Origin of the sequence: Klebsiella sp. AqSCr (genome assembly GCF_008452795.1) — a bacterium.
Classification (GTDB): Bacteria; Pseudomonadota; Gammaproteobacteria; order Enterobacterales; family Enterobacteriaceae; genus Klebsiella; species Klebsiella pneumoniae.
Map to the genome: position 1 here is coordinate 260,245 of NZ_MJDM01000005.1, position 14,561 is coordinate 274,805.

Sequence of the window (14,561 nt, forward strand, 5' to 3'; positions counted from 1 at the left end):
TAACACTTACCTTTATTCCGTCAGTTCATCGATCAGTGTTCGGGGATGATCTAGTCGTTTTTTCGCTTCCGTCATGAACTTGTCTCGGTTGATCAATATGTCAATATGGTCATGCAGTATCAAACCTTCAGATTCAAGAATTTGAATATCGTTGATAGTCTGCGCTTCAACATAAATCTTACCCTTCTTCCAGCCTGAGTTGTTTTCGATAACGATACGCTGTTTATGCTGATCGCGGTATGTGATGGTAAACAAGTTGTGTTTCTTATCTATTCTGGAGCAATCTACGCGCATAATAACGGTCTTAATGTTTGCTCTTATTTTTGTGCGTAAAGGGTTAAGTGCGTCATCAATGTCAAACTTCCTGAACTTGTCCCAACCTTCAGTGTTCATTTGCACGATTGATTCATCGTATAGTCTTTTTTCCACTATCAGACTTTGTTTTTCTTGTTCTAGTTGATCAATTTGCGAAGTGAGGCTATTAATGATCTCAGGGCTTTTAGCTGAACCTATAGCCAATACATAGTTCTCAATTTGCGATTGTATGTCCGCTATTTTCCCTTCTAAACCAGATGGTTGATATTTCGTCTGTAAGAATATTCTATCGGCTATTAGTTGTAAAATCGTCCTTTCAAGGGTGCTTGCCCTGAATCCCCACTTATTACAATCTTGATGTAAATCTCTGGATGCACATTGGTAACGGTAAGCATGTGGATGGTTTTTAAGGGTTGATTTAGCCTTAACCATGTAACATGAGCAGTGCGCACAGTGCAAAATACCAATACCGGAAAGTAATGGTATTTCTGGATTACTCTCGCGATTCGGGGCAAATCCTTTGTTTCCAACTTGGAGCTTTAACGCTTCATATTCATCTTTGCTGATGATCGCAGGGTAATAATCATCCAGAACGTATTCTGCATTGTTTACAGTGATTACTTTTCGTCCATAAATGGCAGGTTCAAGGATTCTGGAACAATGCTGCATATTCCATATACCTTTTGATTTTTTGTTGCCAATAACCGGTCCATCGTAGTTGTTTTTCAGATGTTGAAGGATCATCCGATTTGACCAACCGTCTTGTTTTAACTGGATAATTTTTTTTGCTATGGGGAACAGGACTGGATGCGGATTGACATATCCAGTACTTGAATCTGTCCACCATTTATCCGAGCCTAACTCTTTAATTGCGACTACAGGATCACCTGGTTTCCGTTCCTGGTGACGTCTGATCTTGGACAGAGCACTTGCAATGGTGCGGTGTGATTTGGTTGAACTTTCTTCGTTTGCACGGCTGAACAACATCACGCTAAACATCAGTTGCTGCAATGTCTCGGTGTTTACTTCAGTCTGTCTGTAAACCTGTTTATCAATCCCGGTAATTACCGTGATGCCATTAAGTAATAAGCTGGTGAAAAGGTTAACCGCTTGCATGGCGTTCTGGCGTGAGAAGCGATCAAGGGATTCAATCAAGAGGAAAGACCCCTTTGGGATCAAACCGGATTCAACTTGGTCTATGAAATCCGATAAAGCTCCTTCCTGAACGTTTTTACCCTTGTACGCGGATACCCCTAAATCTTGGTATTCCTCGAAAATCTCCAGATCGTACTCAGTAGCAATCTGTTTTGCCATTTCAGCAATGTAGCTCTTCTGACGCTCAATCGAACTACCTTTACCTTGTCGTTCGCTGGAGTAACGGATATATGAATATAAGCGTGGACGATTCATGGTATTGAATTTCACTGGAAGTACTGTATTTCTTAAGATTGTAACATGTGCAGACATTGGTCATCACCTCCTTGGTAATCCATTGGGGCGACAGGTATAGCTGTTTTTACGCCTCAATTCTTAATGAGGTGTATTTTACTTTAGTGTTGCCGATGGTTACCCCGAGCACCGCCATGATGGTAAAGCCGAGACCGGTCAGCAGCGCGTGGATGACATACAGGACCGGCGCGACAAACAAGAACAAGAACTCCAGCGGCTCGGTGGTGCCGCCGACCACGCAGGCGATGACCCCGGAGATCAGCAGGCCTTTAATTTTATGTCGGTTTTCCGGACGGGCGCAGTGGTACATCGCCAGCGCGGCTCCCGGCAGGCCGCCGAGGAATGCCGGCATTTTACCCTGCGACAGGAAACGGGTGGCGCTTTCGGCGAAGCCGTGGGTCGTCGGACAGCTCAGCTGCGCCTGGAAGATGGTCAGCGCGCCGCTGACGCTGTGGCCGCAGACGTCGAGGGTGCCGCCGGCTTCGGTAAAGCGGATCAGCGCCACCAGAATATGGTGCAGGCCAAACGGCAGCAGCAGTCGCTCGCCGGTGCCAAAGATCATCGGCCCAAAATCGCCGGCGCTGTTGATCATCTTCCCGAGGGCGTTGATCCCCATAGCGAAGACTGGCCACACCAGTGGGATCGCCAGCCCAACCAGCCCCAGCACCACGGTGGTGACGATCGGCACGAAGCGGGTGCCGCCGAAGAAGGCCAGGGCGTCCGGCAGGCGAATGTTATGGAAGCGTTCATGCAGCAGCCAGACGATAATTCCGGCGATCACCGCCCCGAGGATCCCGGTATCGATTGACGGAATGCCGATAATGTTCTGGATATTGTTGGCCTTCAGGATCGCGGCGTCGGTGGTGGGCAGAATACCCTTCGCGGTCAGCCAGAAGTTGACCGCCAGGTTCATGACCGCGTAGCCAACGAAGCCGGCGAAGGCGGCGACGCCTTTGTTCTCTCGCGCCAGACCCAGCGGGATGGCGATACAGAACATGACCGGCAGGAAGCTGAAGGCAAAGGAGCCGACCTTGCTCATCCAGATAAAGATGGCCTGCAGCAGCGGCATATCCAGCCACGGCAGCAGAGTCAAAACATCGTGACTGCTTAGCGAGCTGCCGATCCCCAACATGATCCCGCAAAACGAGAGCAACGCTACGGGCAGCATGAAGGTTTTTCCCAGCTGCTGGAAAAATTCCCATAAGGTGATTTTTGGTGCTGTTTTCGCCGTCATAGCACGGTTCCTGATTCATAAGTGGTCGGGAGAACTAACGCCACGGCAAGATAAAACGTTTTATCACTTTTTAGTGCGATAAAAATCACATATTCAAGCGATAATAAGGTTTATAAAGATCGCACAATGATAAAACGATTTATCGACAGGCAAGGGAGTCAGCCAGCAGGTTATGGCAATCGCAAAAAAGATCACCATCAATGATGTGGCGCTGGCTGCCGGCGTCTCCGTGAGTACCGTTTCACTGGTACTGAGCGGCAAAGGGCGCATCTCCAGCGCCACCGGCGAGCGGGTTAATCAGGCTATCGAACAGCTGGGATTTGTGCGCAATCGTCAGGCGGCCTCGCTGCGCGGTGGGCAGAGCGGGGTGATTGGCCTTATCGTCAGCGACCTGTCAAAACCGTTTTATGCTGAATTAACCGCCGGCCTCACCGATGCCCTGGAGAGGCAGGGGAAAATGGTATTTCTCACCCAGGGAGGCCGCAGCGGCGAGAAGATGGCCCAGCGGTTTGATACACTGGCGGCGCAGGGGGTGGACGGGGTGATTATCGCCGGGGCGATCGACCGCGGGAGCGAGCTGCGCGAGCGTGCGGCGGAGGCGGGGGTGCCGCTGGTGTTTGCTTCCCGCGCCAGCTATCTTGACGATGTCGACCTGATCCGCCCGGACAACATGCAGGCGGCGCAGCTGGTGACGGAGCATCTTATCCGCCGCGGCCATCAGCGGATCGCCTGGCTCGGCGGGCAGAGTGCTTCGCTGACGCGCGCCGAGCGGGTCGGCGGCTATTGCGCCACCTTGCTGAAATACGGCCTGCCGTTTCACAGCGAATGGGTGCTGGAGTGCGAGTCCAGTCAGAAGCAGGCGGCGGAGGCGATGACCGGCCTGCTGCGCCAGAATCCGACCATTACCGCGGTGCTGTGCTACAACAACGTGGTAGCCACCGGCGCGTGGTTCGGTCTGTTACGGGCTGGAAGACAGAGCGGGGAAGATGGCGTCGAGAGCTACTTTGAGCAGCGAGTGGCGCTGGCGGCGTTTGCCGACGTGCCGGAGGCCGCCCTCGACGACCTGCCCCTCACCTGGGTGACCACCCCGGCGCGGGAGATGGGGAAAAGCCTGGCGGATTCGATGCTGCGGCGGCTGGAAGAGGGGACTGGCGAGACGCGAAACCAGATTATGCCCCCGCGGCTGGTGACGCGAAAATGAGGGAGACGGCGCGCGCTGGCCGTCTCCTGTACCGATAAGTTACGGCTGCGGGGCGGCGTCATCCTGCTGAGGAGCGGCGTCATCCTGCTGCGGCTGGCCTTCCTGCGGCGCGCTGTCCGGCAGCGAAGGCGCTTCCAGACCAAACATCGCGGCAAAGTCTTGCAGCGGCATTTTCTGTCCGTTCAGCGTCACCTGGCCGTTCGCGTACTGCAGACTGCTGCTGATGGCGTTATCTTCCATGGTGGTAATGCGGAACATCTGGCCCATCGCCGCCAGGCCTTTGACCTGCTGCTCGGCAAGCTTGGCGGCATCGGCCGGCTGATAGCCTTCCAGACCGGCGATCTTAGTCATAAACTCCGTCGCCATATCCACCGGGATCACCACTTTGCCGTCCAGGGACTGCACCACGCGATCCAGGCTGTCCGCCAGGGTCTGCGGCGGAGCGGTCACCTGGGCCGGATCTTTCAGCAGAACCGAGAGGTTGAGGGTGCTTTCGCCTTTGGCATTGCGCCAGCTCAGCGGAGAGATGGTCACCGACGGGTTGCCTTTGAGCAGGATCGGCAGCGCATTGAACAGCGTTTCGGTGAGGGCCTGCTGATACAGCTCCGGATTCTGCGCCAGCTCCGGTTTCGCCAGCAGCGCCTGAGACTGCGCGCTGTACTGCTGACTGAACTGGTGCCACGCCTGACCGTCGACGTTATCCACTTTCAGCGTGAGTTTGCCGCTGCCCATATCCTGCCCCTGCAGCTTGAGGCTGTTGACGGTGTAGTTCACCTGGCTGTTCACGCCTTTGCCGTCCTGGGTCAGCGTCGAGCCGCCGTCCAGCGCCATGCCGTCGATCAGCGCCAGCTCTTTGCCTTCGACGCTGATGGCCAGTTTATCGAGGGTCATTTTTTGCTGGCCGATACGTTCGTTGAAGCTGGCCAGCTCGGTGGCGCCGTCGGTGGTCAGGTTGACGAAGCGCAGCTGTACCTTCTGGTTATATTCGTTGAGCGCATCGATCTGCCCGCTGCCGGCCTGGCCCTTCAGGCTGATGTTTTTGCCGTCGCGGTCGGCGTCGAGCTGGAACTGACCGCCGCTGAAGGTGACTTTCTCATCGCCTTTAGCGTAGTCGAGGGCGTTAAGGACGATAGCCGACTGGCTGTCGCCGCTGTAGGCAATGCGCGTATCGACGGTAAAGGGGGTGTCGCCTTTGGCTATCTCGAACAGCGCCTGGCTGGCGTCGTTTTTCACCAGCGTGGTGTGGACGGAAGCCATTGCCGGCGCCAGATTAAAGGCTTTTAACGAGGCCAGCGGGAAGGGGCCATGATCGACCACTTCGTCAAGCACCACGCTCTGACCGGCGGCCAGCCAGCCGTTAGCCTGACCGGCGATCGGCTTCACCACCAGCTGCAGATGGCTGCTGAACAGCCCGCGCTGGTAGTCCTGATAGCTCAGCTCCAGACCTGACTCCGGCGCGCTGCTGCGCAGCTGGGCGTTTGCCTGCTGCACCATATCGGCGATCCGGCCTTCCAGCTGTTTACCGGTGAACCAGGCGCCGCCTGTCCATACCACGCCCAGCACCACGATGACTCCTGCTGCGACCAGCGATTTTTTCATAGCATTTATCCATAAATGAAGCCAGGCGGAGAGACCGCCTGGCTGAGTTATCACCAACAGTAAGCGCGACCTGAAGGGTCAGTCGCTTACTAGAGCTTATTGAAAACGCGCGCCACGCGGCCGCGGCCGCTGACCTGCACCGGCGATTCACTGGCGGCCACGAAGGCCGACTCGCCCGGCTTGAGGGTCAGGCTCTGGTCGCCTTTGCGCAGTACGGCTTCGCCGTCGACGCAGAACACGATCGCCGCGCTTGCCTGGGCCAGATCGCTGGCCTCGGCGGAGAGGTCATGCAGGGAGAAGGCAAAATCTTCCACCGGGATCGGGAAGTCGAGTTCCGCGCCGTGACGCTGCGGCTGGGTCAACAGCTCACCCGCCGGTTTAGCCTCGAACTTGACGTTAGCAACCAGCTCAGGAATATCAATGTATTTCGGCGTCAGGCCGGCGCGCAGTACGTTATCCGAGTTGGCCATCACCTCCAGCGCCACCCCCTGCAGATAGGCGTGCGGCGTTTCAGCAAACAGGAACATCGCTTCGCCTGGGTTCAGCTTCACTACGTTCAGCAGCAGCGGGGAGAAGAGGCCGCTGTCGTCCGGATAGAATTCCGCGATCAGGCGGATAGTCTGCCACGGTTCGCCTTGTTCACGGGCCAGTACGTCGCGCAGCACCTGCAGCGCCTTGGCCTTTTCCTCACCCTGCATATTTAGCAGGCTGGCAAACAGCTGGCTCAGGTGAGTCGCGTCCGGCTGCTGCAGGAAGGCGCCGATTGCCGGATGCGCGCTAGCCACCGGCTGCAGCAGGGTGACAATCTCGCTGAACTCGCGAAATGCATTCATCGCCAGGAACGGCGTCAGGGCAAAAACCAGCTCCGGTTTGTGGTTCGGATCTTTGTAGTTACGCTCGGCGGCGGAGAGCGGGATACCGGCGGCGTTCTCGCGGGCGAAACCTTCTTCCGAGGCCTGCTTGTTGGGATGCACCTGAATTGAGAGCGGCTGAGCGGCGCACAGTACCTTAAACAGGAACGGCAGTTCACCAAAGCGGGCGGCAACCTTGTCGCCGAGCAGAGCGGCTTTATCCGCGTCAATCACCTCGCGCAGCGAACGCGGCTGGCCGTCGGCCGCCAGGATCTGCGAGCTGCTCTTCGGATGCGCCCCCATCCACAGCTCTGCCATCGGCAGATTGTCCGGGTTGGCGATGCCATAGAGTTCGGTTAAGGCGGTGTGGCTTCCCCATGCATAGTTCTGCACGGCGTTAATCAGCTTTTGCATTCTCAATCCCTGTTTCAAACAAAGTAAATTTTATCGCCCTATTAAACCAGCAAACGGTGGAGAAGCAACTGCTGAAAGAAAAAGTCGTCCTTGTCTCAGTTTTTGTTAAAAAATTGTGTAAGATTGTTCGACTCGCTTTTCTACAGGCACATGGAGTCCCTGCCTGAAACATAATCAGCCAAAGCAGTAAGTGAGAGTACAATGTCGAATAAACCGTTTGTTTACCAGGATCCTTTTCCGCTCAAAAAGGATGACACCGAGTATTATCTCCTCAGCAGTGATTACGTCTCCGTCGCCGAATTCGCCGGCCAGGAAGTGCTAAAAGTTGACCCTCAGGCGCTGACCCTTCTGGCGCAGCATGCTTTCCACGACGCCTCCTTTATGCTTCGCCCTGCGCATCAGCAGCAGGTGGCGGATATCCTTAACGATCCGGAAGCCAGCGAAAACGATAAATACGTCGCGCTGCAGTTCCTGCGCAACTCGGATATCGCCGCCAAAGGTATTCTGCCCACCTGCCAGGACACCGGCACCGCGATCATCATGGGTAAAAAAGGCCAGCGCGTGTGGACCGGCGGCGGCGATGAAGCCGCCCTGGCGCAGGGGGTGTACAACACCTATATCCAGGACAACCTGCGCTACTCGCAGAACGCGCCGCTGGATATGTATAAAGAGGTTAACACTGGCACCAACCTGCCGGCACAGATCGATCTCTATGCTACCGATGGCGATGAGTACAAATTCCTCTGCATCGCCAAGGGCGGCGGCTCGGCGAACAAAACCTACCTGTACCAGGAAACCAAAGCGCTGATCACCCCGGCGAAGCTGAAAAATTACCTCGTCGAGAAGATGCGCACCCTCGGTACTGCCGCCTGTCCACCGTACCATATCGCCTTCGTGATCGGCGGTACCTCGGCGGAAGCGACGCTGAAGACCGTGAAGCTGGCGTCCACCAAATACTACGATGGCCTGCCGACCGAAGGTAACGAGCACGGCCAGGCGTTCCGCGACGTGCAGCTGGAGCAGGAGCTGCTGCTGGAGGCGCAGAACCTTGGTCTCGGCGCGCAGTTCGGCGGGAAATACTTTGCCCACGATATCCGCGTGATCCGTCTGCCGCGTCACGGCGCTTCCTGCCCGGTAGGGATGGGGGTTTCCTGTTCCGCCGACCGCAACATCAAAGCCAAGATTAACCGCGACGGCATCTGGATCGAGAAGCTGGAGAGCAACCCGGGGAAATATATCCCTGAGCATCTGCGCCAGGCCGGGGAAGGCGAAGCGGTGAAGGTAAATCTTAACCAGCCGATGAGCGAGATCCTGGCGCAGCTGTCGCAGTATCCGGTGTCCACCCGCCTGTCGCTGAGCGGGACTATCATCGTCGCCCGCGATATCGCCCACGCTAAGCTGAAGGAGCTTATCGACAACGGCGAGGCGCTGCCGCAGTACGTCAAAGATCACCCGATCTACTACGCAGGTCCGGCCAAGACGCCGGACGGTTACGCCTCCGGCTCTCTGGGGCCGACCACCGCAGGCCGCATGGACTCTTACGTTGATCTGCTGCAGTCCCATGGGGCGAGCAAGATCATGCTGGCGAAAGGCAACCGCAGCCAGCAGGTCACCGACGCCTGCCACAAACACGGCGGCTTCTACCTCGGCAGCATCGGCGGCCCGGCGGCAGTGCTGGCCCAGCAGAGCATCAAGAGCCTCGAGTGCGTGGCCTATCCGGAGCTGGGTATGGAGGCTATCTGGAAAATTGAAGTGGAGGATTTCCCGGCCTTTATCCTCGTTGATGATAAAGGCAATGACTTCTTCCAGCAGATCCAGACCTCGCAGTGCGCCCGCTGCGTGAAGTAACCCAGGCCGCCCTTCGGGGCGGCGCTGGTCGATGACAAACCTGATTTCGTTAGGGTGAGCGCCTTTCTGCCGGGTGGCGGCTTTCGCCTTACCCGGCCTACGAAAAACAGCAATATCAATAAGTTATGCAGTTCTCTGTAGGCCCGCGCAAGCGTAGCGCCGCCGGGCAATCCCGACGATTGCATTTTGTCAGCGGTCTGGGCCGCCCCTCGGGGCGGCTTTTTTTATGTCGCTTCGCGGCACGAACCACCAAAACAACTTATCAATCTGGCCAATACTTAGTCTTTTAAGCAGGTGAGCTTTGTCGCTATGACGCACTTTTCATCCAAGGAGAAAGTAATGACAACGCATCGCAGTGAAAAAGACTCGATGGGCGCCATCGAGGTCCCGGCCGATAAACTCTGGGGCGCCCAGACCCAGCGCTCGCTGGAGCATTTCCGCATCTCGACCGAAAAAATGCCCGGGGAGCTGATATACGCCCTGGCGCTGACCAAGCGGGCGGCGGCGAAGGTTAACCAGGATCTCGGACTGTTGACGGCGGAGAAAGCCGGGGCGATCGTCGCCGCCGCTGACGAAGTGCTGGCCGGAAAGCACGCGCAGGAGTTCCCCCTGGCTATCTGGCAGACCGGCTCCGGCACCCAAAGCAATATGAATATGAACGAGGTGCTGGCCAACCGCGCCAGTGAACTGCTCGGCGGAGAACGGGGGATGGCGCGAAAAATTCATCCCAATGACGATGTGAATAAGAGCCAGAGCTCAAATGATGTATTCCCCACCGCCATGCACGTCGCGGCGCTGATTGCCCTGCGGGAAAAAGTGATCCCGTCGCTGCAGGCGCTGCGGGCGACGCTCAATGAAAAAGCGGTGGCCTTCAGGGATATCGTCAAGATCGGCCGCACCCATCTGCAGGACGCCACGCCGCTCACCTTAGGCCAGGAGATCTCCGGCTGGGTGGCGATGCTGGACCATAGCCTGAAGCACATTGAAGCCAGTCAGCCGCATCTTGCCGAGCTGGCGCTGGGCGGGACGGCGGTAGGAACCGGGCTGAATACCCATCCGGAATATGCCGTACGGGTGGCGGCCGAGCTGGCGTCGCTCAGCGGACAGCCATTTGTCACCGCGCCGAACAAATTCGAAGCGCTGGCCACTGTGGATGCCCTGGTCCATGCCCACGGCGCGCTGAAAGGCCTGGCGGCCTCGCTGATGAAAATCGCTAACGATGTCCGCTGGCTGGCCTCCGGCCCCCGCTGCGGCATTGGTGAAATCGCCATCCCGGAAAACGAGCCAGGGTCATCGATTATGCCGGGCAAGGTTAACCCAACCCAGTGCGAAGCTCTGACCATGGTCTGCTGCCAGGTGATGGGCAACGACGTGGCGGTGAATATCGGCGGTGCTTCCGGCAACTTTGAGCTGAACGTTTATCGCCCGATGGTCATCCACAACTTCCTGCAGTCGGTGCGTCTGCTGGCGGACGGTATGGCGAGCTTTAACGAGCACTGTGCGGTGGGTATTGAACCGAATCGCGAGCGGATCAGTCAGTTGCTCAATGAGTCGCTGATGCTGGTTACTGCGCTGAATACCCATATCGGCTACGACAAGGCGGCGGAAATCGCTAAAAAAGCGCACCATGAAGGGCTGACTCTCAAAGCCTCGGCGCTGGCGCTGGGCTACCTGACGGAAGCCGAATTCGACAGCTGGGTGCGCCCGGAAGAGATGGTCGGCAGCCTGGCTATTCGCTAGCCAGCCAGAGGTGCAGGCGCGGGATAAGCAATCTCAGCGACTGCGCCTCCGGTTTGTAGCGATACTGCACATTGTCGGCATCATAGTTCAGCAGCTCGCCAATATCCGGTACGCTGACCCCCCGGCTGCCGGACATCAGGGCGATCAGCGGGCTGGGGCAGGCGTACTGTACCTGTTTCTGCTCGCCGGCGTACCAGACGCGGGCGATCGGCTGGACTTTCACCGGTCGTTTTATTTTCAGCCGCGCCCGCTGCGGCAGGGCGGCGATATCCTGATACTCCCTTTCCAGTTTGCTCTGCCACTGCTCCCTGGTCCACGGCGGCACCGCCCGCGGCGCTTGCAGGCTTTTCTCCAGCATCATCAACACCTGGTCGCGGGTCAGATTCTTGATGACGTGCTTATTGGCCCAGCCGAAGCGGATGGTGCTCGGGTCGACGAGGGGCGTCAGCGTGCGGTAGGCGCTTAGGGTAATCAACCCCGGCAAATGACGGTGTACCCACTCAAAACGGGCGGTGGGGGGCAGGCCGGAGTCGACGGTGACGATCTTCTCGAAGGTGGCCTTCAGGGCATTGATATGCTGAATACGCGCCAGCAGATCCTGCTGCTCCGCGGCGGTAACCTGCAGGCAGATAGCCCCCGGCAGGCGTACGGCGGCCTTGCTGCTGCGGTTTTCCGATTGCTGCTGGATAAACAGATGGCTGTAGTGGCGCAGGGCGTGCGCCAGGGCCGTCTTGCCGATGTGCTGCACCACCGGAATAGTGGCCAGCGGATCGTGCTCGGCATCCTTACCGATCGCCGGCAGTTCAAATACCCGGCCCGCCAGCAGACGGCAGTCACTTAACGCCTGCTGGAGCGCCTGCAGCTCCAGCTCGATCTGGCGAAAGGTATTATTCAGACGTTCAACGAGGTCGTAGCTGGCCATTATTACCACCTTAGTTACAACATACTATTAGATTTTTGCAGCATACCCAGCCCGCGGCTTCTGCGCAAGTTTTATTCAGGCAGAGGTGAAATCAGGCAGCTGATGATAGACCGGCCAGCTAAAGCAGAAGCGGGCGCCGCCGAGAGGGCTGGCCTCGCAGCGCACCTCGCCGCCCATCGCCTGGGCGATACTGTGGACAATCGCCAGTCCGAGGCCGCAGCCTCCTGTCGCCCGGTCCCGGCTGGGGTCAAGGCGGACAAAGGGCTCAAACACCCGCTCGCGCTCCTCGGGGGCGATTCCCGGGCCGTCATCCTCAACCAGCAACGATGCGCGCGAACCCTGCAGCGTCAGGCTGACCGCCACCCGCTGGCTGCTGTAGCGCAGGGCGTTATTGACCAAATTATCCAGCACCCGCTCCATCAGTCGCATATCCAGCGCGCCGTAGTTACCGTGGGTCAGCGTCGCCAGGGCGACCTCGCGCTGTGGGTTAACCATCTGGATATCCTCGACGTGATCGCTGATCCAGGCGGGAAAATCGGGAGTCGTCAGGCTGAGCTCCGTCTGCGGGCGGTCGAGGCGGGCGTAGGTCAGGAGCTCTTCAATCAGCGCCTCCAGCTGACCGATATCGCGGTTCAGCGCCTGCGATTCCGCCTCGGTGAGATTCTCGCTCATCTCCAGACGGTAGCGCAGGCGTACCAGCGGTGTCCTGAGTTCATGGGCGATGCCGTCAATCAGCTGCTTTTTGCTGGCAATAAGCGCATTAATGTTATCGGCCATTTGGTTAAAGGCCACCCCGAGCCGCTCGAAGCTGGACATACTGTCGAAGTGAATGCGCTCGCTGAGGTGACCTTCGCCAAAGCGCTGGGCGGCCGTCTCAATGCGCAGCATGTCCTGCCAGTGCGGGCGCATCCAGATAAACACCGGAAAGGCCAGAGAGATAGCAATAAACGCCATTAGCGCCACGTCCAGCAGGCGCATCTCATGCAGAAAATAGAGATAGGGCACCGGGCCCACCGACAGCACATAGTGGCTGCGGGGAATGCGCTGAATAAAGGTGTACTGATCGTCGAGGGCGACGATATCGCCGGCGCGCAGGTGCTGCATCGAGCTTTCCGACAGCTTAAATTTGCTGATCGGCTCGATGTGCAGATCAAACGATAAATTCAGGTCCAGCTCTTTAAGGGTCTTGCTCCAGTCGCGCGGCGGTATCTCCCGCAGCTCGCTGCGCATCAGATACAGCGAGCTTTTCATCAAATCGTCAAGCGACTGCCGTCCGGCGCGCTCCGCGGTAAATTTATAGACCAGACCGACCAGCATGGTCATCACCAGAAAGCAGACGAAGAGCAGAAGATAGAACTGCACGAACAGCTTTTTCATTACATTACCGCGTATTCAAGAGAAACCTGTCTGGCGCCCCAGGGGCATCTTCTGCGCGTCGGGGAGTCAATGTTATCGATATCCCCGGGCGAGGCGCGGGGAAATCATCGATACGCTATCAAAGCAGGGTTTATGCCCCCTGACAATAGCCAGCCTGGAGACAGAACGGTGAAAAGGTGACAGTGTCACTCGATGCGGTGATTTCTTCACCCTCGGGGGAGCAGGGCAATCGTATTTTGTGCGTCCATGGATACGCTACTCACGATAATAAGGAATGTCTACCGGATAGGTGGTCGTCAGACTCAGCAGCCGACAGCGCACCAGCTTTTCCGTTTCGGCATACCAGTAAGCAAACTCGCCGGTGGTCTGGTGGTAAATCATCTGATCGAGGTTGGCAAACGGGATCACCAGCAGCGGCCCCTGGCGAACGTGGCCGCCGCCGGTTTCAAAGTGATGCTGCCCCCAGGATTGCTGGGTATGTTCATAGCGATGAAGGATCACCTCGATTTGCCCGCGCTGCGGACAGAGGAGTCGAATATCGGCGTTGTCGAGGGAAAAAGCACAGCCAGAGAGAGAAGTGAACAGTGAGAGTGCCAAAAGTACAACGTATTTCATCATGCAAAAGTCCTGTGTTTTCAGGCTTTATGCCACTCTGACAGCGGTAAGTCCTTGAGCACAATCATATTGAGGAGTTATGTGATGGGGTTCTGTACGGCTAATTCTATTGATTTAATCAATATGACAAGTTCCGGTGATGAATGTGCGCGCCAGGGACGAACGCAGCAGGCAGCAAACGTGATAACTTTGCCGCCGGCGAGCGCGCGATGAGCGGGCCCCTCGCAGGGCCGCAGAAGGGCTGCTTAGTTATCCCAGGCGTGAGGGGCGAACAGGTAGCCTTTGTTGCGAACGGTCTTAATACGATAGGGCTCCGTGGCGTTGTCGAGCAGTTTTTTGCGCAGGCGGGAGATAGCCACGTCGACGCTGCGATCCATCCCGTCATAGGTAACGCCGCGTAAATTTTTCAGCAGTGCGTCGCGGTCCATAATCTGCCCGGCGTGGGTGGCCAACTCCCACAGCAGATCGAAATCGGCGGTCGACAGGGCGACGTTTTCTCCGCCAAGCAGCACCTGGCGGTTGACCGGGTCAATGGTCAGCGAGCCGAAGGAGATGGTTTTATGTGGCGTGAGCGTTGAGGGGGCGGATCCGGCGCCTGCCGGAGCAATATGCTGGCGCAAATGCAGACGCAGTCGCGCGAGAAGTACCGCTGGCGGGGTGGTTTTCAGAATATAATCGCTGGCGCCCATCTCAAGGGAAAGGATATGGTTCATATCGCTGTCGAGCGAAGTCAGCAGGACAATCGGCCCTTGCCATTGCCCGCGCAGATCGCGACAGAGCGTCATTCCGTCCTTGCCGGGCAGCATAATGTCCAGCAGCACCAGATCCGGTTTCTCCCGCGCGATCACCTCCTCAGCGCGGTCGCCGCGAGGCTCGACCACCACATCCATATCATGCTTGCCGAGATAGGCGGCGATCAGCGTGCCTACCTCAGGGTCATCCTCAACAAAAACGATTTTATTCATGTCTATTGCACATCAGTAAAAGAAGTAACAT

General features: G+C 57.2%; 10 protein-coding genes and 1 pseudogene. 3 read left to right on the forward strand and 8 right to left on the reverse strand.

The features are described 5' to 3' along the window. Nucleotides 1-12: 12 nt before the first annotated feature. Complete coding sequence (locus BHE81_RS05055; RefSeq protein WP_013096884.1) at nt 13-1,782, reverse strand: recombinase family protein; 1,770 nt, start codon at nt 1,780-1,782, stop codon at nt 13-15. 85 nt (nt 1,783-1,867) lie between these two features. Continuing rightward, nucleotides 1,868-2,998, reverse strand: a pseudogene (gene malX, locus BHE81_RS05060) (PTS maltose transporter subunit IICB); the annotation flags it as partial. A 172-nt stretch (nt 2,999-3,170) separates the two neighbouring features. Between malX and BHE81_RS05065 the strand changes: the two are divergent. Beyond that, on the forward strand, nt 3,171-4,199 hold the full coding sequence (locus tag BHE81_RS05065) for a Mal regulon transcriptional regulator MalI (protein ID WP_004148253.1): 1,029 nt from the start codon (nt 3,171-3,173) through the stop codon (nt 4,197-4,199). 39 nt (nt 4,200-4,238) lie between these two features. On the opposite strand, the gene BHE81_RS05070 is transcribed toward BHE81_RS05065, so the two are convergent. Both BHE81_RS05070 and manA read right to left on the reverse strand, forming a co-directional pair. Continuing rightward, entirely contained in the window at nt 4,239-5,798 is a 1,560-nt protein-coding gene (locus tag BHE81_RS05070) for a YdgA family protein (protein WP_032428166.1), read from the reverse strand. A gap of 89 nt (nt 5,799-5,887) precedes the next feature. Then, on the reverse strand, nt 5,888-7,063 hold the full coding sequence (manA, locus tag BHE81_RS05075; protein ID WP_004892339.1) for a mannose-6-phosphate isomerase: 1,176 nt from the start codon (nt 7,061-7,063) through the stop codon (nt 5,888-5,890). A 201-nt stretch (nt 7,064-7,264) separates the two neighbouring features. Here manA and fumA point away from each other — a divergent pair, with 201 nt between their 5' ends. After that, nucleotides 7,265-8,911 (forward strand): class I fumarate hydratase FumA, encoded by a 1,647-nt coding sequence (gene fumA / locus BHE81_RS05080; protein WP_002903313.1) that lies wholly within the window; start codon nt 7,265-7,267, stop codon nt 8,909-8,911. A gap of 339 nt (nt 8,912-9,250) precedes the next feature. After that, a complete protein-coding gene (gene fumC / locus BHE81_RS05085) occupies nt 9,251-10,651 on the forward strand; it encodes a class II fumarate hydratase (protein WP_002903315.1) in 1,401 nt (466 codons plus the stop codon). Here fumC and tus read toward each other — a convergent pair. The 4 genes from tus to rstA form a co-directional block, all read right to left on the reverse strand. Then, a complete protein-coding gene (tus, locus tag BHE81_RS05090) occupies nt 10,641-11,573 on the reverse strand; it encodes a DNA replication terminus site-binding protein (protein WP_004183886.1) in 933 nt (310 codons plus the stop codon). The genes fumC and tus overlap by 11 nt on opposite strands. Before the next feature lie 75 nt (nt 11,574-11,648). After that, on the reverse strand, nt 11,649-12,950 hold the full coding sequence (gene rstB / locus BHE81_RS05095) for a two-component system sensor histidine kinase RstB (RefSeq protein WP_004151564.1): 1,302 nt from the start codon (nt 12,948-12,950) through the stop codon (nt 11,649-11,651). A 255-nt stretch (nt 12,951-13,205) separates the two neighbouring features. Next, nucleotides 13,206-13,568 carry a hypothetical protein gene (locus BHE81_RS05100; RefSeq protein WP_023342859.1) on the reverse strand — a complete coding sequence of 121 codons (363 nt, stop codon included), beginning with the start codon at nt 13,566-13,568 and terminating at the stop codon, nt 13,206-13,208. A 242-nt stretch (nt 13,569-13,810) separates the two neighbouring features. Then, nucleotides 13,811-14,530 carry a two-component system response regulator RstA gene (gene rstA / locus BHE81_RS05105; RefSeq protein ID WP_023342858.1) on the reverse strand — a complete coding sequence of 240 codons (720 nt, stop codon included), beginning with the start codon at nt 14,528-14,530 and terminating at the stop codon, nt 13,811-13,813. Nucleotides 14,531-14,561 lie beyond the last annotated feature (31 nt).

Bases quoted from the DNA above. Each gene is read 5' to 3' on its own strand.
- BHE81_RS05055 (WP_013096884.1), bottom strand. From the start codon at position 1,782: ATGTCTGCACATGTTACAATCTTAAGAAATACAGTACTTCCAGTGAAA.
- BHE81_RS05065 (WP_004148253.1), top strand. From the start codon at position 3,171: ATGGCAATCGCAAAAAAGATCACCATCAATGATGTGGCGCTGGCTGCC.
- BHE81_RS05070 (WP_032428166.1), bottom strand. From the start codon at position 5,798: ATGAAAAAATCGCTGGTCGCAGCAGGAGTCATCGTGGTGCTGGGCGTG.
- manA (WP_004892339.1), bottom strand. From the start codon at position 7,063: ATGCAAAAGCTGATTAACGCCGTGCAGAACTATGCATGGGGAAGCCAC.
- fumA (WP_002903313.1), top strand. From the start codon at position 7,265: ATGTCGAATAAACCGTTTGTTTACCAGGATCCTTTTCCGCTCAAAAAG.
- fumC (WP_002903315.1), top strand. From the start codon at position 9,251: ATGACAACGCATCGCAGTGAAAAAGACTCGATGGGCGCCATCGAGGTC.
- tus (WP_004183886.1), bottom strand. From the start codon at position 11,573: ATGGCCAGCTACGACCTCGTTGAACGTCTGAATAATACCTTTCGCCAG.
- rstB (WP_004151564.1), bottom strand. From the start codon at position 12,950: ATGAAAAAGCTGTTCGTGCAGTTCTATCTTCTGCTCTTCGTCTGCTTT.
- BHE81_RS05100 (WP_023342859.1), bottom strand. From the start codon at position 13,568: ATGATGAAATACGTTGTACTTTTGGCACTCTCACTGTTCACTTCTCTC.
- rstA (WP_023342858.1), bottom strand. From the start codon at position 14,530: ATGAATAAAATCGTTTTTGTTGAGGATGACCCTGAGGTAGGCACGCTG.